Below are 16,791 nucleotides of genomic sequence, written 5' to 3'. Positions count from 1 at the left end.
CCAGGTGGCGGCGACGGCGGCAATCTGATTGCCGGGTGGACTACCATCGACGCCAGGGAGAACTGACCGAACAACCCGCGCGAACGCGCAGAAAGCAGGCCCGAACACACGTGGCCGGTATTGCAGCGGGTGGAGCCGCCGCCCAGTCCGGAGAGCACCCCCAGACCGCAGCGCAACAGGCAACAGCGCAGTCGAAGGTGACCGTTCCCGACAACGTCGTGCTGACGCTGGTCGGATCCAGGGACGAGAACCTCCGGGTCGTGGAGGATCTGCTCACCGCCGATGTCCATGTCCGGGGCAACGAGGTGACGCTGTCCGGGGATCCCGCGGAGGTCGCGTTCGCCGAACGGGTGTTCGCCGAGCTGATCGCGCTGATCGCCAAGGGCAGCCCGCTCACGCCAGATATTGTCCGCCGCAGCGTCGCGATGCTCTCGGCCGACCACAACGAGTCGCCGGCCGACGTGCTCAGCCTCGACATCGTGTCCCGGCGCGGCCGGACGATCCGCCCCAAGACCCTCAACCAGAAGCGCTATGTCGACGCCATCGACCACCACACCGTGGTGTTCGGCATCGGCCCCGCCGGTACCGGCAAGACGTACCTGGCAATGGCCAAGGCGGTGCAGGCGCTGCAGGCCAAGCAGGTCAACCGCATCATCCTCACCCGCCCCGCCGTCGAGGCGGGCGAGCGACTCGGGTTCCTGCCGGGCACCCTCTACGAGAAGATCGACCCCTACCTGCGGCCGCTGTACGACGCGCTGCACGACATGGTCGACCCGGAGTCGGTGCCGCGGCTGACGCAGGCGGGCACGATCGAGATCGCGCCGCTGGCCTACATGCGCGGACGCACCCTCAACGACGCGTTCATCATCCTCGACGAGGCGCAGAACACCACGCCGGAGCAGATGAAGATGTTCCTGACCAGGCTGGGCTTCGGCTCCAAGATCGTGGTGACCGGGGACGTCACGCAGATCGACCTGCCCGGCGGGCAGCGCAGCGGTCTGAAGATCGTGCAGCAGATCCTGGACGGCGTCGACGACGTGCACTTCGCCCTGCTGGACAGCCACGACGTGGTGCGGCACCGGCTGGTCACCGACATCGTCAATGCCTACGACCGCTGGCACGCGCTGGAGGACGCCGACCACCACGACCGGTCGGATCGGCGAAACGGGCATCGACGGGGACGCGCATGAGCATCGAGATCGCCAACGAATCCGGCGTCGCAGTGCCCGAGGCGACCATCGTCTCGGTCGCCCGCTTCGCGCTCGACAAGATGAGCGTCAGCCAGCTCGCGGAGCTGTCCATCGTGCTGGTGGAGCTCGACGTGATGGCCGACCTGCACGAGCGGTGGATGGACCTGCCCGGTCCCACCGACGTGATGTCGTTCCCGATGGACGAATACGACTCCGCCCGCCGCCCCGACTCTGCCGGCTCCGGGCCGGCGCTGCTGGGCGACATCGTGCTCTGCCCGGCGTTCGCCAAGGACCAGGCCCGCAAGGCCGGGCACAGCCTGCTGGACGAGTTGCATCTGCTCACGGTCCACGGTGTGCTCCATCTGCTCGGCTACGACCACGCCGAGCCGGAGGAGGAGCGGGAGATGTTCGGCCTGCAGAACCGCATCCTGGCCGAGTACCGCGAAGCCCGCGACGAGGCCGAGCGGGCAGCCGCGCAGCGCAGCGCGGACGCCAGGGTGCTGGGTGCCGTCGGGCTGGACGAGCCGGAGCCGCAGGGCGGCCCGGCCGCCACCAACTAGGGGAGTCGGCGGTGGCCGTGACCGGTTCCACTGCGTTCCTGATCATCGCGGTGCTGCTGGTGCTGGCGGCCGGGGTCTTCGCGGCCTCCGAGTCCGCTATCGCCGTGGCCTCCCGGGCCCGCGTCGACGAGCTGGTCCGCGAGGGCCGCGGCGGCGCCAAGCAGCTCGCGCAGCTGCTCGCGGACCGGCCCCGGCACGTCAACCTGCTGCTGTTGCTGCGGCTGGCGTGCGAGATGGGTGCCACGGTGCTGGTCACCGTGGTCGCCATCCGGATGGCCAACTCCGAGGCCTGGGCGGTGGTGATCGCCGGGCTGATCATGCTGGTGGCGTCCTACGTGCTGGTCGGCGTCGGCCCGCGCACCCTCGGCCGGCAGCACCCCTACGGCATTGGGCTCAAGGTGGCCGCGCCGGTGCGGGTGCTGGCCAGGCTGCTCAACCCGCTGACCAGGCTGCTGATCCTGATCGGGAACATGATCACCCCCGGCAAGGGCTTCCGGGAGGGCCCGTTCTCCACCGAGGTGGAGCTGCGCGAGCTGGTCGACCTCGCTGGCGAGCGCGGCGTGGTGGCCGCGGGCGAGCGAGAGATGATCCACTCGGTCTTCGAGCTCGGCGACACCCTCGCCCGCGAGGTGATGGTGCCGCGCACCGAGATCATCTGGATCGAGCAGACCAAGTCCGCCCGGCAGGCGTTGGCGCTGTGCTTGCGCTCCGGGTTCTCCCGCGTCCCGGTGATCGGTGAGAGCGTCGACGACATCGTCGGCGTGGTGACCCTCAAAGACCTGACCCGCGCCGTGCTGGACGCCCGCGACGAGGCCGGTCCGGCGGTGGCGGAGCTGATGCGCCCGGCGAGCTTCGTACCGGACACCAAGCGGTTGGACGAGCTGCTCGGCGAGATGCAGCTGTCCCGCAGCCACCTGGCCATCGCAGTCGACGAGTACGGCGGTACCGCCGGGCTGCTGACCATTGAGGACATCATCGAGGAGATCGTCGGCGAGATCACCGACGAGTCCGACCTGGAGGAGCACCGCCCCATCGAGCGGCTCGACGACGGCACCATCCGGGTGAGTTCGCGGCTGCCGGTCGAAGACCTCGGCGAGCTGTTCGGCGTGGAGCTCGACGACTCCGACGTGGAGACGGTCGGCGGGCTGCTGGCGCAGCGCCTCGGCCGGGTGCCGCTGCCCGGGGCGGAGACCGAGATCGCCGGGCTACGGCTGCGCGCCGAGGGCGGCAAGGACCACCGCGGGCGGATTCGCATCAACGCGCTGCTGGTCCGGCCAGTGAACGCAGATCAAGCACCGCTGAGCGGTGCCGACCAGGAGGGAAGCAACGCCCGTGGCTGAGCACGTCGAATCGGTGGCTCCGCAGGAGATCGACCCGGAGGACGCCAAGATCGTCACACTCGCGCGGTCGTCCCGGGCCCGCACCGGAGCGGCCGAGGGAGCAGCGGTGCGCGACACCGACGGCCGGACCTACGCGGCGTGCACGGTCGCCCTCCCGTCCCTGCGGCTGACGGCCCTGCAGGCGGCGGTGGCGGCGGCGGTCGCCAGCGGCGCCGAGGGTCTGGAGGCGGCTGCGGTCGTCACCGACGCCGACTCCGTCGACGCCGACTCCGCGGCTGCGGTCCGCGACCTCACCAGCACGGCGACGATCCTCCGCGCGGACGCCCGCGGCGACGTCGTCGCTGTCCTCCAGGCGTAGCCATCGGCGCAGTTTCAACTGAAACTGTCCCAAGTGCGGGTGGGGTTGTCAGTTTCAATTGAAACTGCGCGGGTTCGTCGGCGCCGGGGTTGCCCGGTGGGTTGGGGCCAGGGTGGGCCGGTCACAATGGTGCGGTGACCAGCTCCGCAGATGTGCACCGCTCCGGATTCGCCTGCTTCGTCGGCCGCCCCAACACGGGGAAGTCGACGCTGACGAACCGCCTGGTCGGCTCGAAAGTGGCGATCACCTCGAGCAAACCGCAGACCACCCGGCACGCCATCCGCGGCATCGTGCACCGCCCCGACGCGCAGCTGATCATCGTGGACACCCCCGGCCTGCACCGGCCGCGCACGCTGCTCGGGCGGCGGCTCAACGACCTGGTTTACGAGACGTGGTCCGAAGTGGACGTGGTGGGGTTCTGCGTGCCCGCCGACCAGAAGGTGGGCCCGGGGGACCGGTTCATCGCCGAGCAGCTGAAGAAGGTGGCCCGCCGCACCCCGGTGCTGGGCATCGTCACCAAGACGGACCTGGTCGGCAAGGAGCAGGTGGCGCAGCAGCTGCTCGACCTTCAGCAAGTGATGGAGTTCGCCGACCTGGTGCCGGTGTCGGCAGTGGACTCCTTCCAGGTGGACGTGCTGGCCGATCTGCTGGTCGGACAGCTGCCGGAGGGTCCGCAGCTCTACCCGGACGGCGAGCTGACCGACGAACCGGAGACGACGCTCATCGCCGAGCTGATCCGGGAGGCGGCGCTGGAGGGGGTGCGCGACGAGCTGCCGCACTCGCTGGCCGTGACCATCGAGGAGATGATCCCCCGCGAAGACCGCGACGACCTGATCGACGTGCACGCGGTGCTCTACGTCGAGCGCTCCAGCCAGAAGTCGATCGTCATCGGCCGCGGCGGGGAGCGGCTGCGCGCCGTCGGCACCCAGGCGCGCAAGCACATCCAGGCGCTGCTGGGCACCAAAATCTACCTTGATCTTCACGTGAAAGTCGCCAAGGATTGGCAGCGCGACCCGAAGCAGCTGCGCAAACTGGGGTTCTGATCACAACTTCGCGGCGGATTCCCGGGAACCCGCCGAAATGCGTGCGCGTCTCAGGTACGTTGCTGGCCGGTCTTTGCGCACGGCAAGGACGTATCGGCTTCTTTTGTTGACCACTAAAAGGAAAAATCGTGACGAATCCCTATGGCGGCCCGCCCTCGGGGCCCAACCCGCAGCAGCCGTACGGCCAGCAGCCGGGCGGATACGGTCCGCCGTCGGGCCCGATGCCGCAGCAGCCCTACGGCCAGCCCGATCCGTACGGTCAGGCGAACCCCTACGCGCCGCAGCCCGGCATGGGTGGTGCCCCGCCGAACAACAACATCGGCTGGGGCATCGGTTCGATCTTCCTGTGCTGGCCCTTCGCGATCCCGTCCCTGATCAAGGCCACCTCGGTGCAGAACCTGTGGGCCCAGGGCCAGTACGCGCAGGCCCAGGCGGCCGCGGACGACGCCAAGAAGTGGGGCAAGATCGGGATCATCGCCGGTGCCGCCTGGTGGGTCCTGATCATCCTGATCTACGTGATCTTCTTCGTGATCGTCGCCGCCTCGGTGAGCTCCTCCTACTGATCAAAGTCGTGTGGTTGCGGCCAGCCGAGCGCTGGCCGCAACGGCATGCCCGAGTCCCCTGGTGAGGCCATGACCGAACCGTCCGACCCCGCCGGCCTGCCGGCGCAGCAGCCGCCACCGCCACTGCCACCACCACCGCCTCAGCCAGGGCCGGGACCCTACGCGGCGCAGTTCGGATACGCCCCGGTGCCGGTGAACAACAACCTGGGGTGGGCCATCGGCGGCATCCTCGTGTGCTGGCCCTTCGGGATCCCGTCGCTGATCAAGTCGCTGGCGGTCAACTCGTTGTGGGCCCAGGGCCAGTTCAACCAGGCTCAGCTGGCCGCGGACGAGGCCAAGAAGTGGGGCAAGATCGGCATCATCGTAGGTGCCAGCGCCTACGGGCTGCTGATCCTCGCCTACGTCGTCTTCTTCATCGTGTACGCCGTACTCATCGGCAGCCTGGTAGCAACGACGCAATGACCGCGACGCGGCTGCGCGCCATGCTGCTCCCGGCGGGGACGGTGCTCGTCGGCTGCGCGGCGGCCGGCGTCGTGCTGGCCGCCGACCCGACGTCCGACGCGGGTTTCCCGCTGCCGCCGTGCCCGGTCAAGTGGCTGACCGGGCTCGACTGCCCGGGCTGCGGCGCGACGCGCTTGTTCTACAGCCTGCTGCACGGCGACGTGCTGTCGGCGCTGCACTACAACGCGGCGCTGATCGCGTTCATCCCGTTTTTCCTGTGGACCTGGGGCGCCTGGGTGCTGGGCCGCTGGCAGGGGCGGCGCATCCCTACCTGGGAGCAGTGGCGCTGGTCCCCGATGGCGGGGCTGGTCCTGATCGCCGTCTGGGCGGTGATCAGGAACCTGCCGTTCCCGCCGTTCACAGCGCTCTACGTCTAGTCGTTGAACGAGCTCTGCAGGCCGCTGCCCAGGACACCGGTCGCGGCCAGGATCATGAACGTGATGAACAGCACCCAGAGCGCGGGCACGACCCACCCGACGATGATGCCCGTCAGCGCCATTGCGCGGTTGGTGTAGGCCTGCGGATTCCGATTGATCTCGCGCATCGAGACGTGGCCCAGGATCGCACCGACCGGCCCGATCAGAATCGCGCCGTAGCAGGTGAAGATCGCCGCCAGCGAAACGCACATCGAGGCGATGGCCATGCCGTTGTTGCGCGGCATCATCGGATAACCCGGCCCGACGACGATCGGTACCTGCTGCTGGTACGGGTTCTGCGGGTCGTGCGGGTAGGTCATCTCTTCCTCTCAGTGATTGACGGCGCACACCTGGGACGTTCCATGACGCGAGCCGGATCCCTCGAATCTCCGCCTTCTCGGCGGGGAACTCGCACGAAGGTGCGACGATGAGGGGGTGAGCCTCTACCGGGATATTGCGGTCGTGCTGCGGGTGCAGAAGCTGGGCGAGGCAGACCGGATCATAACCCTGCTCACCCGGCGGTACGGGAAAGTCAGGGCTGTTGCCAAAGGCGTGCGCCGGACGACGTCGCGCTTCGGCGCGCGGGTCGAGCCGTTCTGCCACGTCGACGTGCAGCTCTACACCGGTCGTACGCTCGACGTGATCACCCAGGTGCAGACCGTGGACGCGTTCGGCGTGCAAATCGTCGATGACTACCAGCGCTACACCGCGGCTTGCGCCGTGCTGGAGACCGTCGACCGGCTGGCCGCCGAGGAAGGCGAGCCGGTGTTGCGGCTCTACCTGCTCGCCATCGGCGCGCTGCGCGCGCTGGCCGGGCGGGAACGCGACTCCTCGCAGGTGCTGGACGCCTTCTTGCTCCGCGCGATGTCCTTCGCGGGCTGGGCGCCGGCGCTCGCTGAGTGCGCGCGCTGTGGTGAAGCGGGCCCGCACGCCGCGTTCAACGTGCAGGCCGGCGGCGCGGTGTGCGTCCGGTGCCGGCCGGCCGGTTCGGTGCGGCCCTCGGTGCAAACCTTGCCGCTGATGGAATGCCTGCTGCACGGTGACTGGCCGTCCGCGGAGACTGCCTCGAACTCGGTCCGCAGGGAGGCCAGCGGCTTGATCGCGGCGCACCTGCAGTGGCACATGGAACGGCAGTTGCGGTCGTTGCCGCTGGTCGAACGGACGGTGCCGGAGCTGATCCAGGAGCGCGCGGCCGATGTCGCGCTGGTCGCCGCTGCCGAGGACGGGCGCTGAACCGATGACCGACCGGGGCGAGGACAATGAGCACGCACGCCCAGCAGTCCGAAGGAGAACCCAGTTATGTTGCGACGCCGTGGGCGGGGCAAGGACGACCTGACCGTGCGGACGCCGGAACCGCACGCCTCCGGCGCGAAGCCGCCGGCGTTGCCACCGGAATTCGTGCCCAAACACGTCGCCATCGTGATGGACGGCAACGGCCGCTGGGCCAACGAGCGCGGGCTGCCGCGCATCGAGGGACACAAGCGCGGCGAGGCGGTCGTGCTGGAGCTGGCCAGGGGCGCGATCGAGATCGGCGTCAAGTGGCTGTCGCTGTACGCTTTCTCCACCGAGAACTGGAAGCGCAGCCCGGACGAGGTCCGGTTCCTGATGGGGTTCAACCGCGATGTGATCCGGCGACGCGTCGACGAACTCGACGAGATGGGCGTGCGGGTGCGCTGGGCGGGCCGCAAGCCGCGGCTGTGGCGCAGCGTGGTGAACGAGTTGCAGGCCGCGGAAGTCCGCACGCAGCACAACGAGGTCATGAACCTGACCATGTGCGTCAACTACGGCGGCCGGGCCGAGATCGGCGATGCCGTGCGTGAGATCGCCAAGTTGGCGGCGGAAGGCAAGATCACCCCGGACCGGGTGGACGAGCGCACCGTCGCCCGCTACCTGTACCAGCCGGAGATGCCGGACGTGGACCTGTTCATCCGGCCGTCCGGTGAGCAGCGGACCTCGAACTTCCTGCTCTGGCAGTCCGCCTACGCGGAGCTCGTCTTCCAGGACACCCTGTTCCCCGACGTGGACCGCCGGCACCTGTGGAACGCGTGCGAGGCGTACGCGCGCCGGGACCGGCGGTTCGGCGGAGCCATCGATAGGGCGGCGGCCGGTGCGCCCGCCGATGTCGCCCGGGAGGGCAATTGATGACCCAGGAAGCCGCAGCCACCGCGCGGTTGTTGACCGCGGCGAAGGAAGCGCTGGAGAACTACCACGACGTGCACGTCGACGACGACGGCGCGCTCACCTTCCGACACTCCGACGTCCCATGCGCCGTGCAGGCGATGCAGCTCGCCGAGGGGCTGACGGTGCTGAGCCTGACCTGCGTGGTCGCCTGGGACCTGCCGGCCACCGACGAGCTCGCGCAGTCGGTCGCGGAACGCGCGGGGCAGGGTCTGTTCGGCACGCTCGGGGTGGTCCGCACCGAGCGCGGCATGGACGTGACCCTGCGCTACGCCTTCCCGGCGGAGGGGATGGCGGCGACTCCGCTGGGCACCCTGCTGATGCTGGTGGTCGCGACGGCGTCCCAACTGCGCACCGAGCTGCTGACCGAATCCGAGGGCACCGCCACCTAGCCCCCCCGGACGGGGGTTGGACCGCAATTTCAATGGAAATCGGACCTTCAAATTGCGGGTCGTCACGGAGCCGGGGGACGCGTCGGTGTGTCGGTCCGGCGGCAAGCACGCCGCTTGAGCAGGGGCGATGGTGTCGGTGCCGGGAGACGTGGGGGTGGTTTCGCCCCCTAGTGCGAACGATTATCAGTTCGAACTGGCACGATGACCCGGTGACCGAGATCGCCGACCCGCCGCGCACGCGGCGCCCCATCATCACCTCGTTGGAGGTGCTCTGCGGCCTGCTGGTCGTCGCGGCGGTGTTCCAGCAGCAGCTGAGCACACTGCTCGACGTCCCCGCGCTCCGCACCGGCTCGACCGTGTTCGTCGCCGTCTGCGTGCAAGCCATGCCGTTCCTAGTGCTCGGCGTGCTGGTCAGCGGGTTGATCGCGGCGTTCGTCCCGCCGGAGGCGCTGCGTCGGCTGCTGCCCGCCAACCCCGCCGTCGCGGTGCCGGTGGCTGGTGTCGCGGGCGTGGCCTTGCCAGGCTGCGAGTGCGCTTCGGTGCCGGTCGCGCGACGGCTGATGCAGCAGGGCGTCGCACCGGCCGCGGCGCTTGCCTTCCTGCTGGCCGCCCCGGCGGTGAACCCGATCGTCCTGGTCTCCACCGCGGTCGCCTTCCCGGACGAGCCGCTGATGGTGGTGGCGCGATTCCTCGGGTCACTGCTGACGGCGTGCGTGATGGGCTGGCTCTGGGCCCGGCTCGGCAAGGCGGAATGGCTCGCCGAGCGGGCGCTGCATCGGGTCGAGGCGCACCGCGGATCCGGCAGCCGGTGGGTGGTGTTCGCCGAGTCCGCCCGGCACGATCTGGTCGAGGCGGGCGGATTCCTGGTGCTCGGCGGCCTGACGTCCGCGGTGTTCAACGTCCTGGTGCCCGCGGCTTGGCTGGAGTCGCTCGGCGGTCAGCTGGTGCTGGGTGTGCTGGTCATGGCGGTGCTCGCGGTGGTCCTCGCGCTGTGCAGCGAGGCCGACGCGTTCGTGGTGGCTTCGATGCCGGGCCTGCCGCTGATCCCGAAGCTGGTGTTCCTGGTCGTCGGGCCGGCCGTGGACCTCAAGCTCATCGCGCTGCAGTCCGGTGCCTTCGGCCGCCGCTTCGCCGCCCGGTTCGCACCCGCCACGTTCGTGGTCGCCGTCGGCTGCGCGGTCGCCGTCGGCGCCCTGCTGCTGGGAGGTGCGTGATGCGCCGGGAAACGCAGAACCTGCTGCTGTTGCTGCTGGGCGGCGCGCTGCTCAAGATCGCTTTGGGCGGCAGCTACCTCCGCTACGTCAAGCCCGCGCTGTTCCCGTGGCTGGTAGTCGCGGGGGTGGTCATGATCGCGCTGTCGGCGTTCGCGATCGTCCGCGACGTCCGGGCCAGTGGGCCCGGGTGGCACGAGCACAACTCGCGGAGTCCCTGGATGCTGTTGCTGCCGGTGTTCGCGATCTTCCTGATCGCCCCACCCGCCCTCGGCTCCGACTCGGTGACCCGCGACCGGATGGTGGCGCCGGCCGCGCCGAAGGAATCCCTGTTCCCGAGCCTGCCGCCCGAGCAGGCGCCGCTGCTGAGCCTGTCGGAGTTCGTCACCCGCGTCATCTGGGACGACAGCGGTGCGCTGAACGGCCGGGCGGTGCGCCTCCAGGGCTTCGTCGTGCATCCGACACCGGGAACGACGCAGCTCGCGAGGATGCGCATCAGCTGCTGCGCCGCGGACGCGGCCCCGGTGAAGGTCGACCTCGCGGCCGCCGCGCAAGCGGCGGAGCTCCCGGCGGACACCTGGATCGAGGTGACGGGCAAGCTGCGACCGGGAACGGCTACGGAAGCCAACGACTACGTCCCGACGCTGGAGACGGCGCTGATCCGCCCGATCCCGACCCCGCAAGACACCTACGAGTACTGAACACCTACGAGTACTGACCAGACCAGTTCTCATAGGCCATACGAGCTGGTGGTCTGGTCGTTGTCTTTGAAACGGCGCAGCCGCTAGACGAGTAATTCCAAATTCCTGCGAGCATGAGGCGAGGGTGTCCATGATCCGTTTGTGACGACAGACCTGGACACCCTCGTGATCGCACTCTACGTCAAAATCGACGATGACCTGGCCGGTTCGGCTTGTCGCCGGGAAAAGTGGCAAGGGCCGAAGATGTGGCCGTCGCCCAGGACATCCCGCGCAACTTCCTGCTGGCGGTGTTGGCCGACCTGCGCCGGAGCGGGATCGTCGCCAGTCGGCGCGGCCAGGCCGGGGGCTGGGTGCTGGCCCGCCCGGCGGAAGCGGTGTCCGTGGCGGACGTGATCCGGGCCGTGGACGGGCCGCTGGTGAGCGTGCACGGAGTGCGGCCGGAGGATGTCCGCTACGAACCTTCGGTGGCCGTTCTGCAGCGGGTATGGATCGCCGTTCGCAGCAGCCTGCGGGAAGTGCTGGAGGAGGTCACCCTGGCCGACCTGGTGCACGACGACCTCCCGGTCGCCGTGGCCGGACGCACCCACAGCCCGGAGGTGTGGCAGAGCCGGTCCAATACTCGGCCATGAAGGACCGAGCGGTTGGGACATGTTTGACAAATACCCACGCCGGGCGTGCGCGGTCGCGCACGTTGACCCCGGCGACGACGTCGGCTGGTCCAGCGAGACCGCACCGACGACACAGGAAGTCATCCCGAGTGGTCCGGTTGGCCCTCTCGGTGTCACGACAGCGAGGACAGTGCTGCGAGGTATTGGCCGCATCGACGTCGATCACGGCCAGGACGATTGTCGGGCCTGCTGGCCGCGTCGAACCGTGACCAGCTCACGGATGCCCTGGAGCTGCTCCAGAGCAATGCCGCGTTCGGTGCGTTGGGCGACGGCCGCACCGGCCAGCCAGTCACTCGCTCACTCACCGCCTACGATCACTGATCGTATTCAGACTTACTCGTCTAGCCCACCCTCGCAGCTCGCACCGCCGCGGGTCTTCTCGCGAGGACGGCCCCGATGCTTCGGTCATGCACAAGTCGGGGATCCCGGAGCCGAGAAGGCGTCGGAGGTTCCGCTACCGGCACCGCCACGCAAGACGAGTCAGGAATCCCGAAACATCAGAAGCCCCGGGCGGTGCAGTCCGGGCAGCTGCCGATGATCTCCACCGTGTGGCTGACGTCGGAGAAGCCGTGTTCCTGGCCGATCCGCTCGGCCCAGTTCTCTACCGGCGGGTCTGCCACCTCCACGGTCCGGCCGCAGTGCCGGCACACCAGGTGATGGTGGTGGTGGCTGGAGCACCGCCGGTACACCGCCTCGCCGGTCGGGGTGCGCAGCACGTCGACCTCGCCCGCGTCGGCCAGGGTTTGCAGCGTGCGGTAGACCGTGGTCAGGCCGATGCCCTCGCCCTGCCGCCGCAGCTCCTCGTGCAGTTCCTGGGCGGAGCGGAAGTCGTCGACCTGGTCCAGCAGGTTCGACACAGCCGCTCGCTGCTTGGTGGCCCGCAGTCCCGGTACGCCGACCGTGGGACCCTCGCCGGTGGTCACGCTGTCTCCGTCTCCTGTTGGGATGCGATGGAACGTGGCGCCGGACCGTGCGACCGGGTGCCGGAGATCTCCTCCGCGTGCGCGGCGGCATCCACCACGATATGCGCCAGATGCTCGTCCACGAGCCGGTAGACGACCTCCCGGCCGTGCCGCTCGCCGTGGACGACCCCGGCGGACTTCAGCACCCGCAGGTGCTGGCTGATCAGCGGCTGGGCGACGCCGAGCGCGTCGACCAGCTCGTGCACGCAGCGTTCAGCCTCCCGCAGCTGCAGGACGATCGCGATGCGTACCGGCGCGGCCAGCGCCCTCAGCAGCTCCCCGGCCTCGACCAGGATCCGCTGGTCCCGCAGCGGGACCGGGCGCGCGGCGCGCTCCGGCGAGTGCACGTGGTCGGCGGTGCTGTCCAGGGCGAGGCCCGCAGTCGACCGGGCCGGCTCGGAATCCGGGCTGACGGCGGGCATCGTTTCCTTTCCGGCGAGCCTCGACGCGGGGTCGCCTGACTGCGGTTGCGGCGGCCGCGCAGGCGCCCGAACGGCGGCCTGCGGGCGGGGACGCTCCACGCACCCCATCCTACGGGTACGTCCCACCTGACCTGTCACATCAATACCGCACGCTCGGCCAGTGGCCTCGCGCCACCCGATGGCCAGCCCGGGCGAACGTCACCCGGTCCGGGATCGGTACGCTGGGAAACTCCAGCCCGACCAGCTGGTTCGACGTAAATCCAGTGATGATTCCGGAGTGAACGTGCCCGCCGACCAGATCGACACGATCGTCAATCTCTGCAAGCGCCGTGGTTTCGTCTATCCGTCCGGCGAGATCTACGGCGGTACGCGGTCGGCTTGGGACTACGGACCGCTCGGCGTCGAGCTCAAGGACAACATCAAGCGCCAGTGGTGGAAGTCGATGGTCCAGGGCCGCGACGACGTCGTCGGCCTGGACTCGTCGGTGATCCTGCCCCGCCCGGTTTGGGAGGCCTCCGGGCACGTCACCGCGTTCCATGACCCGCTCGTGGAGTGCACCTCCTGCCACCACCGCTTCCGCGCCGACCAGCTCGCCGAGGAGTACGCCGAGCGCACCGGCAAGGAGATCGCCGAGGACGACCTCTCCGACGTCCCGTGCCCGAACTGCGGAACCCGCGGCCAGTACACCGACCCGCGCGAGTTCAACATGATGCTCAAGACCTTCCTCGGTCCGGTGGAGAGCGAGGAGGGGATGCACTACCTGCGGCCGGAGACCGCGCAGGGCATCTTCGTCAACTTCGCGAACGTGATGACCACCGCGCGCAAGAAGCCGCCGTTCGGCATCGGCCAGATCGGCAAGTCGTTCCGCAACGAGATCACGCCCGGCAACTTCATCTTCCGGACCCGCGAGTTCGAGCAGATGGAGATGGAGTTCTTCGTCGAGCCCGGCGAGGACGAGCAGTGGCACCAGTACTGGATCGACGAGCGCACCCGCTGGTACACGGACCTGGGCATCGACCCGGAGAACCTGCGCAACTACGAGCACCCCAAGGAAAAGCTCTCGCACTACGCGAAGCGCACCGTCGACATCGAGTACCGGTTCCGGTTCGGCGGCCAGGAGTGGGGTGAGCTGGAAGGCATCGCCAACCGCACCGACTTCGACCTCACCACGCACTCGAACCACTCGGGCGTGGACCTGTCGTACTTCGACCAGGCCAGCAACTCCCGGTACCGGCCGTACGTGATCGAGCCGGCCGCGGGTGTGGGGCGGCCGATGATGGCGTTCCTGATCGACGCCTACCACGAGGACGAGGCGCCCAACGCCAAGGGCGGCGTGGACAAGCGCGTCGTGCTGAAGCTGGACCGCCGGTTGGCGCCGGTGAAGGTGGCGGTGCTGCCGTTGTCGCGAAACGCCGAGCTGTCGCCGAAGGCCCGCGACATCGCCGCGCAGCTGCGCCGCAACTGGAACGTCGACTTCGACGACGCCGGTGCGATCGGTCGCCGCTACCGGCGGCAGGACGAGATCGGCACGCCGTTCTGCGTCACGGTCGACTTCGACTCGCTGTCCGACCACGCGGTCACCGTCCGCGAGCGCGACACGATGTCGCAGGAGCGGGTGGCGATCGACAAGCTGGAGGAGTACCTGGCGGTCCGCCTGCTCGGCTGCTGAGCTTGGTGCGCCGGTTCGGGCCGGCGGCGTCCTCGGACGTCGTCGGCCCGACGTCTGGGAGCGCTTGAGAAGGTTTGCGCTTCCGGACCTGTCGAACCGCCCGGTGCGGCCGGCCCCGGATCGTCGTCGGTGGTTCCCGAAGATCTGCGAGGATGCCAACGTGAGCCCTCATCGAGCCGCCCATCGGCGCCGACCCGTCGGTCGGCTGCTGGGGCGCGCGGTGGTCGGTGCCCTGCTGGTGGTGCTGCTGGTGATCGGCGGCACCGCGTTCCGCGTGTGGCAGGTGGCCCGCGCCGACGACCGGCGGCCGGTCGACATCGTCGTCGTGCTCGGTGCCGCCCAGTACCACGGCAAGCCCTCGGACGTGCTGGCCGCCCGGCTCGACCAGGCCTTGGAGCTCTACCAGGACGGCCTGACCAAGTACATCGTCACGGTCGGCGGCCGGTTGCCCGGTGACGCCTACACCGAGGCGCAGGCCGGCAAGAAGTGGTTGATGGACAACGGGGTGCCCTCCGGGAAGATCGTGGACGTCGATGTCGGCAGCGACACGCTGGGCAGCCTCCAGGCCGTCGCCGAGCTGTCCCAGCAGCGTGGTTGGACGAGCGCGCTGATCGTGAGCGACCCCTGGCATTCGCTGCGGGCGCGGACGATGGCCAACGACTTTGGGCTCACGGCGTGGGCGTCCCCGGCCCGGTCCGGCCCCGTGGTGCAGACCCGCGAGGTCCAGTTCAAGTACATCGTCCGGGAAACCGGCGCACTCATGTACTACCGCCTGACGCACGCCCCGTCCGAGATCTCCGGCGACGGGCTGGGCTGAGGCACGGCGCGCGACAGGCCCCGCTGCGCTGCCGCGATGTGTCGGGTTCTGGCCGTAATCTGAGCGCGATGAGCTCCGGAGACCCGACGGGCGCGATGCCCGGCTACGACGCGCACGACCTTCGGCGGCTGCTGCCCGAGCCGCCGAAGGTCGCGGTGCCCGCCGGCGCCCGTTCCGATGACCGGAGTCCGTTCGCGCGAGACCGGTCGCGGGTGCTGCATTCGGCGGCGTTGCGCCGGTTGGCGGGGAAGACGCAGGTCGTGGGCCCGGAAGAGGGCGATGTGCCGCGCACCCGGCTGACCCATTCGCTGGAGGTCGCGCAGATCGGGCGGGGCATCGCCGCCGCGTTGGGAGCCGATCCGGATCTGGTGGACACCGCTGGGCTCGCGCACGACATCGGGCACCCGCCGTTCGGGCACAACGGCGAGCGGGCGCTGAACGACCTCGCCGGCGACTGCGGCGGTTTCGAGGGCAATGCGCAGACCCTGCGCATCCTCACCAGGTTGGAGCCGAAGTTGGCCGAATCGGGTGACGTCGGTCGCGGCCTGAACCTGACCCGCGCGTGCCTGGACGCGGCGACGAAGTACCCGTGGCCGAAGCGCCCGGGCCAGGCCAAGTTCGGGGTCTACCCGGACGACCTGGCGGTGTTCGAGTGGCTGCGCGAAGCCGCGCCACCCGCGCGCCGGTGCCTGGAGGCCCAGATCATGGACTGGTCCGACGACGTCGCCTACTCGGTGCACGACGTCGAGGACGGGGTGCTGTCGGGGCGGATCTCGCTGCGTTCGCTGACCAGCGGCGATGAGCGGGCGGAGATCGTCCGGATGGCGGCCAAGCAATTTTGGGGCGACGGTTCGGGGGACACCGCCGGGCTGCTCGAACACGCGGCGTCGGAGCTGGTGCGGTGGCCGGTGGTGGCCGCGGTGCTGGACTACGACGGCACGTTCCGCGCGCAGGTCGCGCTGAAACGGCTCACCAGCGAACTCGTCGGGCGGTTCGTGGCCGCGGCGGTGACCGGGACGGCCGACCGCTTCGGGCCCGGGCCGCTGACCAGGTACCGCGCGGAGCTGGTCGTGCCCGAACCGGTGGTGGCCGAGGTCGCGGTGCTCAAGGCAGTCGCGCTGCGGTACGTGATGAGCGATCCGCAGCGGTTGCGGATGCAGGAGCGGCAGCGGGCGCTGCTGGCCGAGCTGGTGTGGGCGTTGTCCGAGCGGGCCCCGGATTCGCTGGACCCGGCGATGGCCTCGGCCTGGCGCCGGGCGGGCGACGACGCGGCCCGGCTGCGCGTCGTGCTGGACCAGGTTTCGTCGTTGACGGACGCGCAGGCGATCGGCTGGCATCGAAATCATGTACGGAACGTGGCTAATCCGATGTGATGTTAATCCGAAAGGGGAGAGTTGATCTGGGATTTTCCCGCAGAATTCTTACTCAGAGTGTTAATCGGCGGGTCCCGACCGCCGACAGCACGCCCCCGATCCCCGTCCGGCTGTCCGATGCGGAGACAGCCCGCGGCCCGGCCCCGAAGCCCCGGGCCGCAAGGAGACCCCGATGCGCAACCGGCACTACATCCAGAAGCTCGTCGTCGGCGGCGAGCCGTACGTGAACACCGACAACCTGGCCGACTGGGTCCGGGACCTGCGGTGGCAGGATCCGGCGGCCCAGCAAGCGGCCGACTACATCGCCCAGGAGCTCCGCCTGATGGGCCTCTCTGACATCGAGGAATCCATCAGCTAGGAACGAGTTTCCCGACTTGTTCCGCTTGGCGGTGCGGGTGGCAACGGCGGCTGGAAGCTCACGTCGACG

The 16,791-nt window shown here is 69.5% G+C and carries 23 protein-coding genes; 19 read left to right on the top strand and 4 right to left on the bottom strand.

Translation table 11 applies throughout. The features are described 5' to 3' along the window. The first annotated feature begins 110 nt into the window (after window positions 1–110). From SSPN_RS0114280 to SSPN_RS0114245, 8 genes are all read left to right on the top strand, one after another. On the top strand, window positions 111–1,190 hold the full coding sequence (locus SSPN_RS0114280) for a PhoH family protein (RefSeq protein ID WP_029535325.1): 1,080 nt from the start codon (window positions 111–113) through the stop codon (window positions 1,188–1,190). Further along, window positions 1,187–1,750, top strand: coding sequence for an rRNA maturation RNase YbeY (ybeY, locus tag SSPN_RS0114275; protein WP_010695675.1), 564 nt, complete (start codon window positions 1,187–1,189; stop codon window positions 1,748–1,750). The genes SSPN_RS0114280 and ybeY overlap by 4 nt, the downstream gene beginning before the upstream one ends. Before the next feature lie 17 nt (window positions 1,751–1,767). Next, window positions 1,768–3,090 carry a hemolysin family protein gene (locus SSPN_RS0114270; protein ID WP_029535324.1) on the top strand — a complete coding sequence of 441 codons (1,323 nt, stop codon included), beginning with the start codon at window positions 1,768–1,770 and terminating at the stop codon, window positions 3,088–3,090. After that, on the top strand, window positions 3,083–3,448 hold the full coding sequence (locus SSPN_RS0114265) for a hypothetical protein (protein WP_010695671.1): 366 nt from the start codon (window positions 3,083–3,085) through the stop codon (window positions 3,446–3,448). Before SSPN_RS0114270 ends, SSPN_RS0114265 begins: the two co-directional genes overlap by 8 nt. A 134-nt stretch (window positions 3,449–3,582) precedes the next feature. Continuing rightward, window positions 3,583–4,491: a GTPase Era gene (era, locus tag SSPN_RS0114260; RefSeq protein WP_010695670.1), complete on the top strand. Its 909-nt coding sequence runs from the start codon at window positions 3,583–3,585 to the stop codon at window positions 4,489–4,491. Window positions 4,492–4,619: 128 nt separating this feature from the next. Beyond that, a complete protein-coding gene (locus SSPN_RS0114255; RefSeq protein WP_029535323.1) occupies window positions 4,620–5,054 on the top strand; it encodes a CD225/dispanin family protein in 435 nt (144 codons plus the stop codon). A gap of 69 nt (window positions 5,055–5,123) precedes the next feature. Continuing rightward, entirely contained in the window at window positions 5,124–5,516 is a 393-nt protein-coding gene (locus SSPN_RS0114250) for a CD225/dispanin family protein (protein WP_010695665.1), read from the top strand. After that, complete coding sequence (locus tag SSPN_RS0114245; RefSeq protein ID WP_010695663.1) at window positions 5,513–5,932, top strand: DUF2752 domain-containing protein; 420 nt, start codon at window positions 5,513–5,515, stop codon at window positions 5,930–5,932. Before SSPN_RS0114250 ends, SSPN_RS0114245 begins: the two co-directional genes overlap by 4 nt. Here the strand turns inward: SSPN_RS0114245 and SSPN_RS0114240 are convergent. Next, complete coding sequence (locus tag SSPN_RS0114240) at window positions 5,929–6,291, bottom strand: DUF4190 domain-containing protein (RefSeq protein ID WP_010695661.1); 363 nt, start codon at window positions 6,289–6,291, stop codon at window positions 5,929–5,931. The genes SSPN_RS0114245 and SSPN_RS0114240 overlap by 4 nt on opposite strands. A 115-nt stretch (window positions 6,292–6,406) precedes the next feature. Here SSPN_RS0114240 and recO point away from each other — a divergent pair, with 115 nt between their 5' ends. The 6 genes from recO (at window position 6,407) to SSPN_RS43785 (ending at window position 11,082) form a co-directional block, all read left to right on the top strand. After that, window positions 6,407–7,204 (top strand): DNA repair protein RecO, encoded by a 798-nt coding sequence (gene recO, locus SSPN_RS0114235; RefSeq protein ID WP_010695659.1) that lies wholly within the window; start codon window positions 6,407–6,409, stop codon window positions 7,202–7,204. A gap of 66 nt (window positions 7,205–7,270) precedes the next feature. Next, entirely contained in the window at window positions 7,271–8,113 is an 843-nt protein-coding gene (locus SSPN_RS0114230; protein ID WP_010695657.1) for an isoprenyl transferase, read from the top strand. Further along, window positions 8,113–8,541, top strand: a complete 429-nt coding sequence (locus SSPN_RS0114225; protein WP_010695655.1) for a hypothetical protein — start codon at window positions 8,113–8,115, stop codon at window positions 8,539–8,541. The genes SSPN_RS0114230 and SSPN_RS0114225 overlap by 1 nt, the downstream gene beginning before the upstream one ends. Before the next feature lie 209 nt (window positions 8,542–8,750). Further along, on the top strand, window positions 8,751–9,755 hold the full coding sequence (locus tag SSPN_RS0114220; protein ID WP_010695654.1) for a permease: 1,005 nt from the start codon (window positions 8,751–8,753) through the stop codon (window positions 9,753–9,755). After that, complete coding sequence (locus tag SSPN_RS0114215) at window positions 9,755–10,453, top strand: TIGR03943 family putative permease subunit (RefSeq protein WP_010695651.1); 699 nt, start codon at window positions 9,755–9,757, stop codon at window positions 10,451–10,453. The genes SSPN_RS0114220 and SSPN_RS0114215 overlap by 1 nt, the downstream gene beginning before the upstream one ends. Before the next feature lie 227 nt (window positions 10,454–10,680). Next, a complete protein-coding gene (locus SSPN_RS43785; RefSeq protein ID WP_202798821.1) occupies window positions 10,681–11,082 on the top strand; it encodes an RrF2 family transcriptional regulator in 402 nt (133 codons plus the stop codon). Here the strand turns inward: SSPN_RS43785 and SSPN_RS62590 are convergent. Then, window positions 10,982–11,287 (bottom strand): zinc ribbon domain-containing protein, encoded by a 306-nt coding sequence (locus SSPN_RS62590; RefSeq protein WP_202798820.1) that lies wholly within the window; start codon window positions 11,285–11,287, stop codon window positions 10,982–10,984. The two genes, SSPN_RS43785 and SSPN_RS62590, sit on opposite strands and share 101 nt — an antisense overlap. 11 nt (window positions 11,288–11,298) lie before the next feature. Here SSPN_RS62590 and SSPN_RS58390 point away from each other — a divergent pair, with 11 nt between their 5' ends. Then, entirely contained in the window at window positions 11,299–11,442 is a 144-nt protein-coding gene (locus SSPN_RS58390; protein ID WP_010695647.1) for a hypothetical protein, read from the top strand. A gap of 176 nt (window positions 11,443–11,618) precedes the next feature. Here SSPN_RS58390 and SSPN_RS0114200 read toward each other — a convergent pair whose 3' ends face one another. After that, window positions 11,619–12,044: a Fur family transcriptional regulator gene (locus tag SSPN_RS0114200; RefSeq protein WP_010695645.1), complete on the bottom strand. Its 426-nt coding sequence runs from the start codon at window positions 12,042–12,044 to the stop codon at window positions 11,619–11,621. Further along, window positions 12,041–12,505 (bottom strand): ArsR/SmtB family transcription factor, encoded by a 465-nt coding sequence (locus tag SSPN_RS0114195; protein WP_010695643.1) that lies wholly within the window; start codon window positions 12,503–12,505, stop codon window positions 12,041–12,043. The genes SSPN_RS0114200 and SSPN_RS0114195 overlap by 4 nt, the downstream gene beginning before the upstream one ends. 283 nt (window positions 12,506–12,788) lie before the next feature. Between SSPN_RS0114195 and SSPN_RS0114190 the strand changes: the two genes are divergently transcribed. From SSPN_RS0114190 to SSPN_RS0114175, 4 genes are all read left to right on the top strand, one after another. Next, window positions 12,789–14,174: a glycine--tRNA ligase gene (locus tag SSPN_RS0114190; RefSeq protein WP_010695640.1), complete on the top strand. Its 1,386-nt coding sequence runs from the start codon at window positions 12,789–12,791 to the stop codon at window positions 14,172–14,174. A 160-nt stretch (window positions 14,175–14,334) separates the two neighbouring features. Continuing rightward, window positions 14,335–14,991, top strand: coding sequence for a YdcF family protein (locus tag SSPN_RS0114185; protein ID WP_237710543.1), 657 nt, complete (start codon window positions 14,335–14,337; stop codon window positions 14,989–14,991). Between the two features lie 68 nt (window positions 14,992–15,059). Further along, entirely contained in the window at window positions 15,060–16,364 is a 1,305-nt protein-coding gene (locus SSPN_RS0114180; protein ID WP_101376470.1) for a deoxyguanosinetriphosphate triphosphohydrolase, read from the top strand. A gap of 172 nt (window positions 16,365–16,536) precedes the next feature. Further along, entirely contained in the window at window positions 16,537–16,722 is a 186-nt protein-coding gene (locus tag SSPN_RS0114175) for a hypothetical protein (protein WP_010695634.1), read from the top strand. The last annotated feature ends 69 nt before the right edge of the window (window positions 16,723–16,791 follow it).

Source organism: Saccharopolyspora spinosa NRRL 18395 (assembly GCF_000194155.1).
In the GTDB taxonomy this organism is placed as follows: Bacteria; Actinomycetota; Actinomycetes; order Mycobacteriales; family Pseudonocardiaceae; genus Saccharopolyspora; species Saccharopolyspora spinosa.
This window is presented reverse-complemented; position numbering and strand designations above follow the sequence as displayed.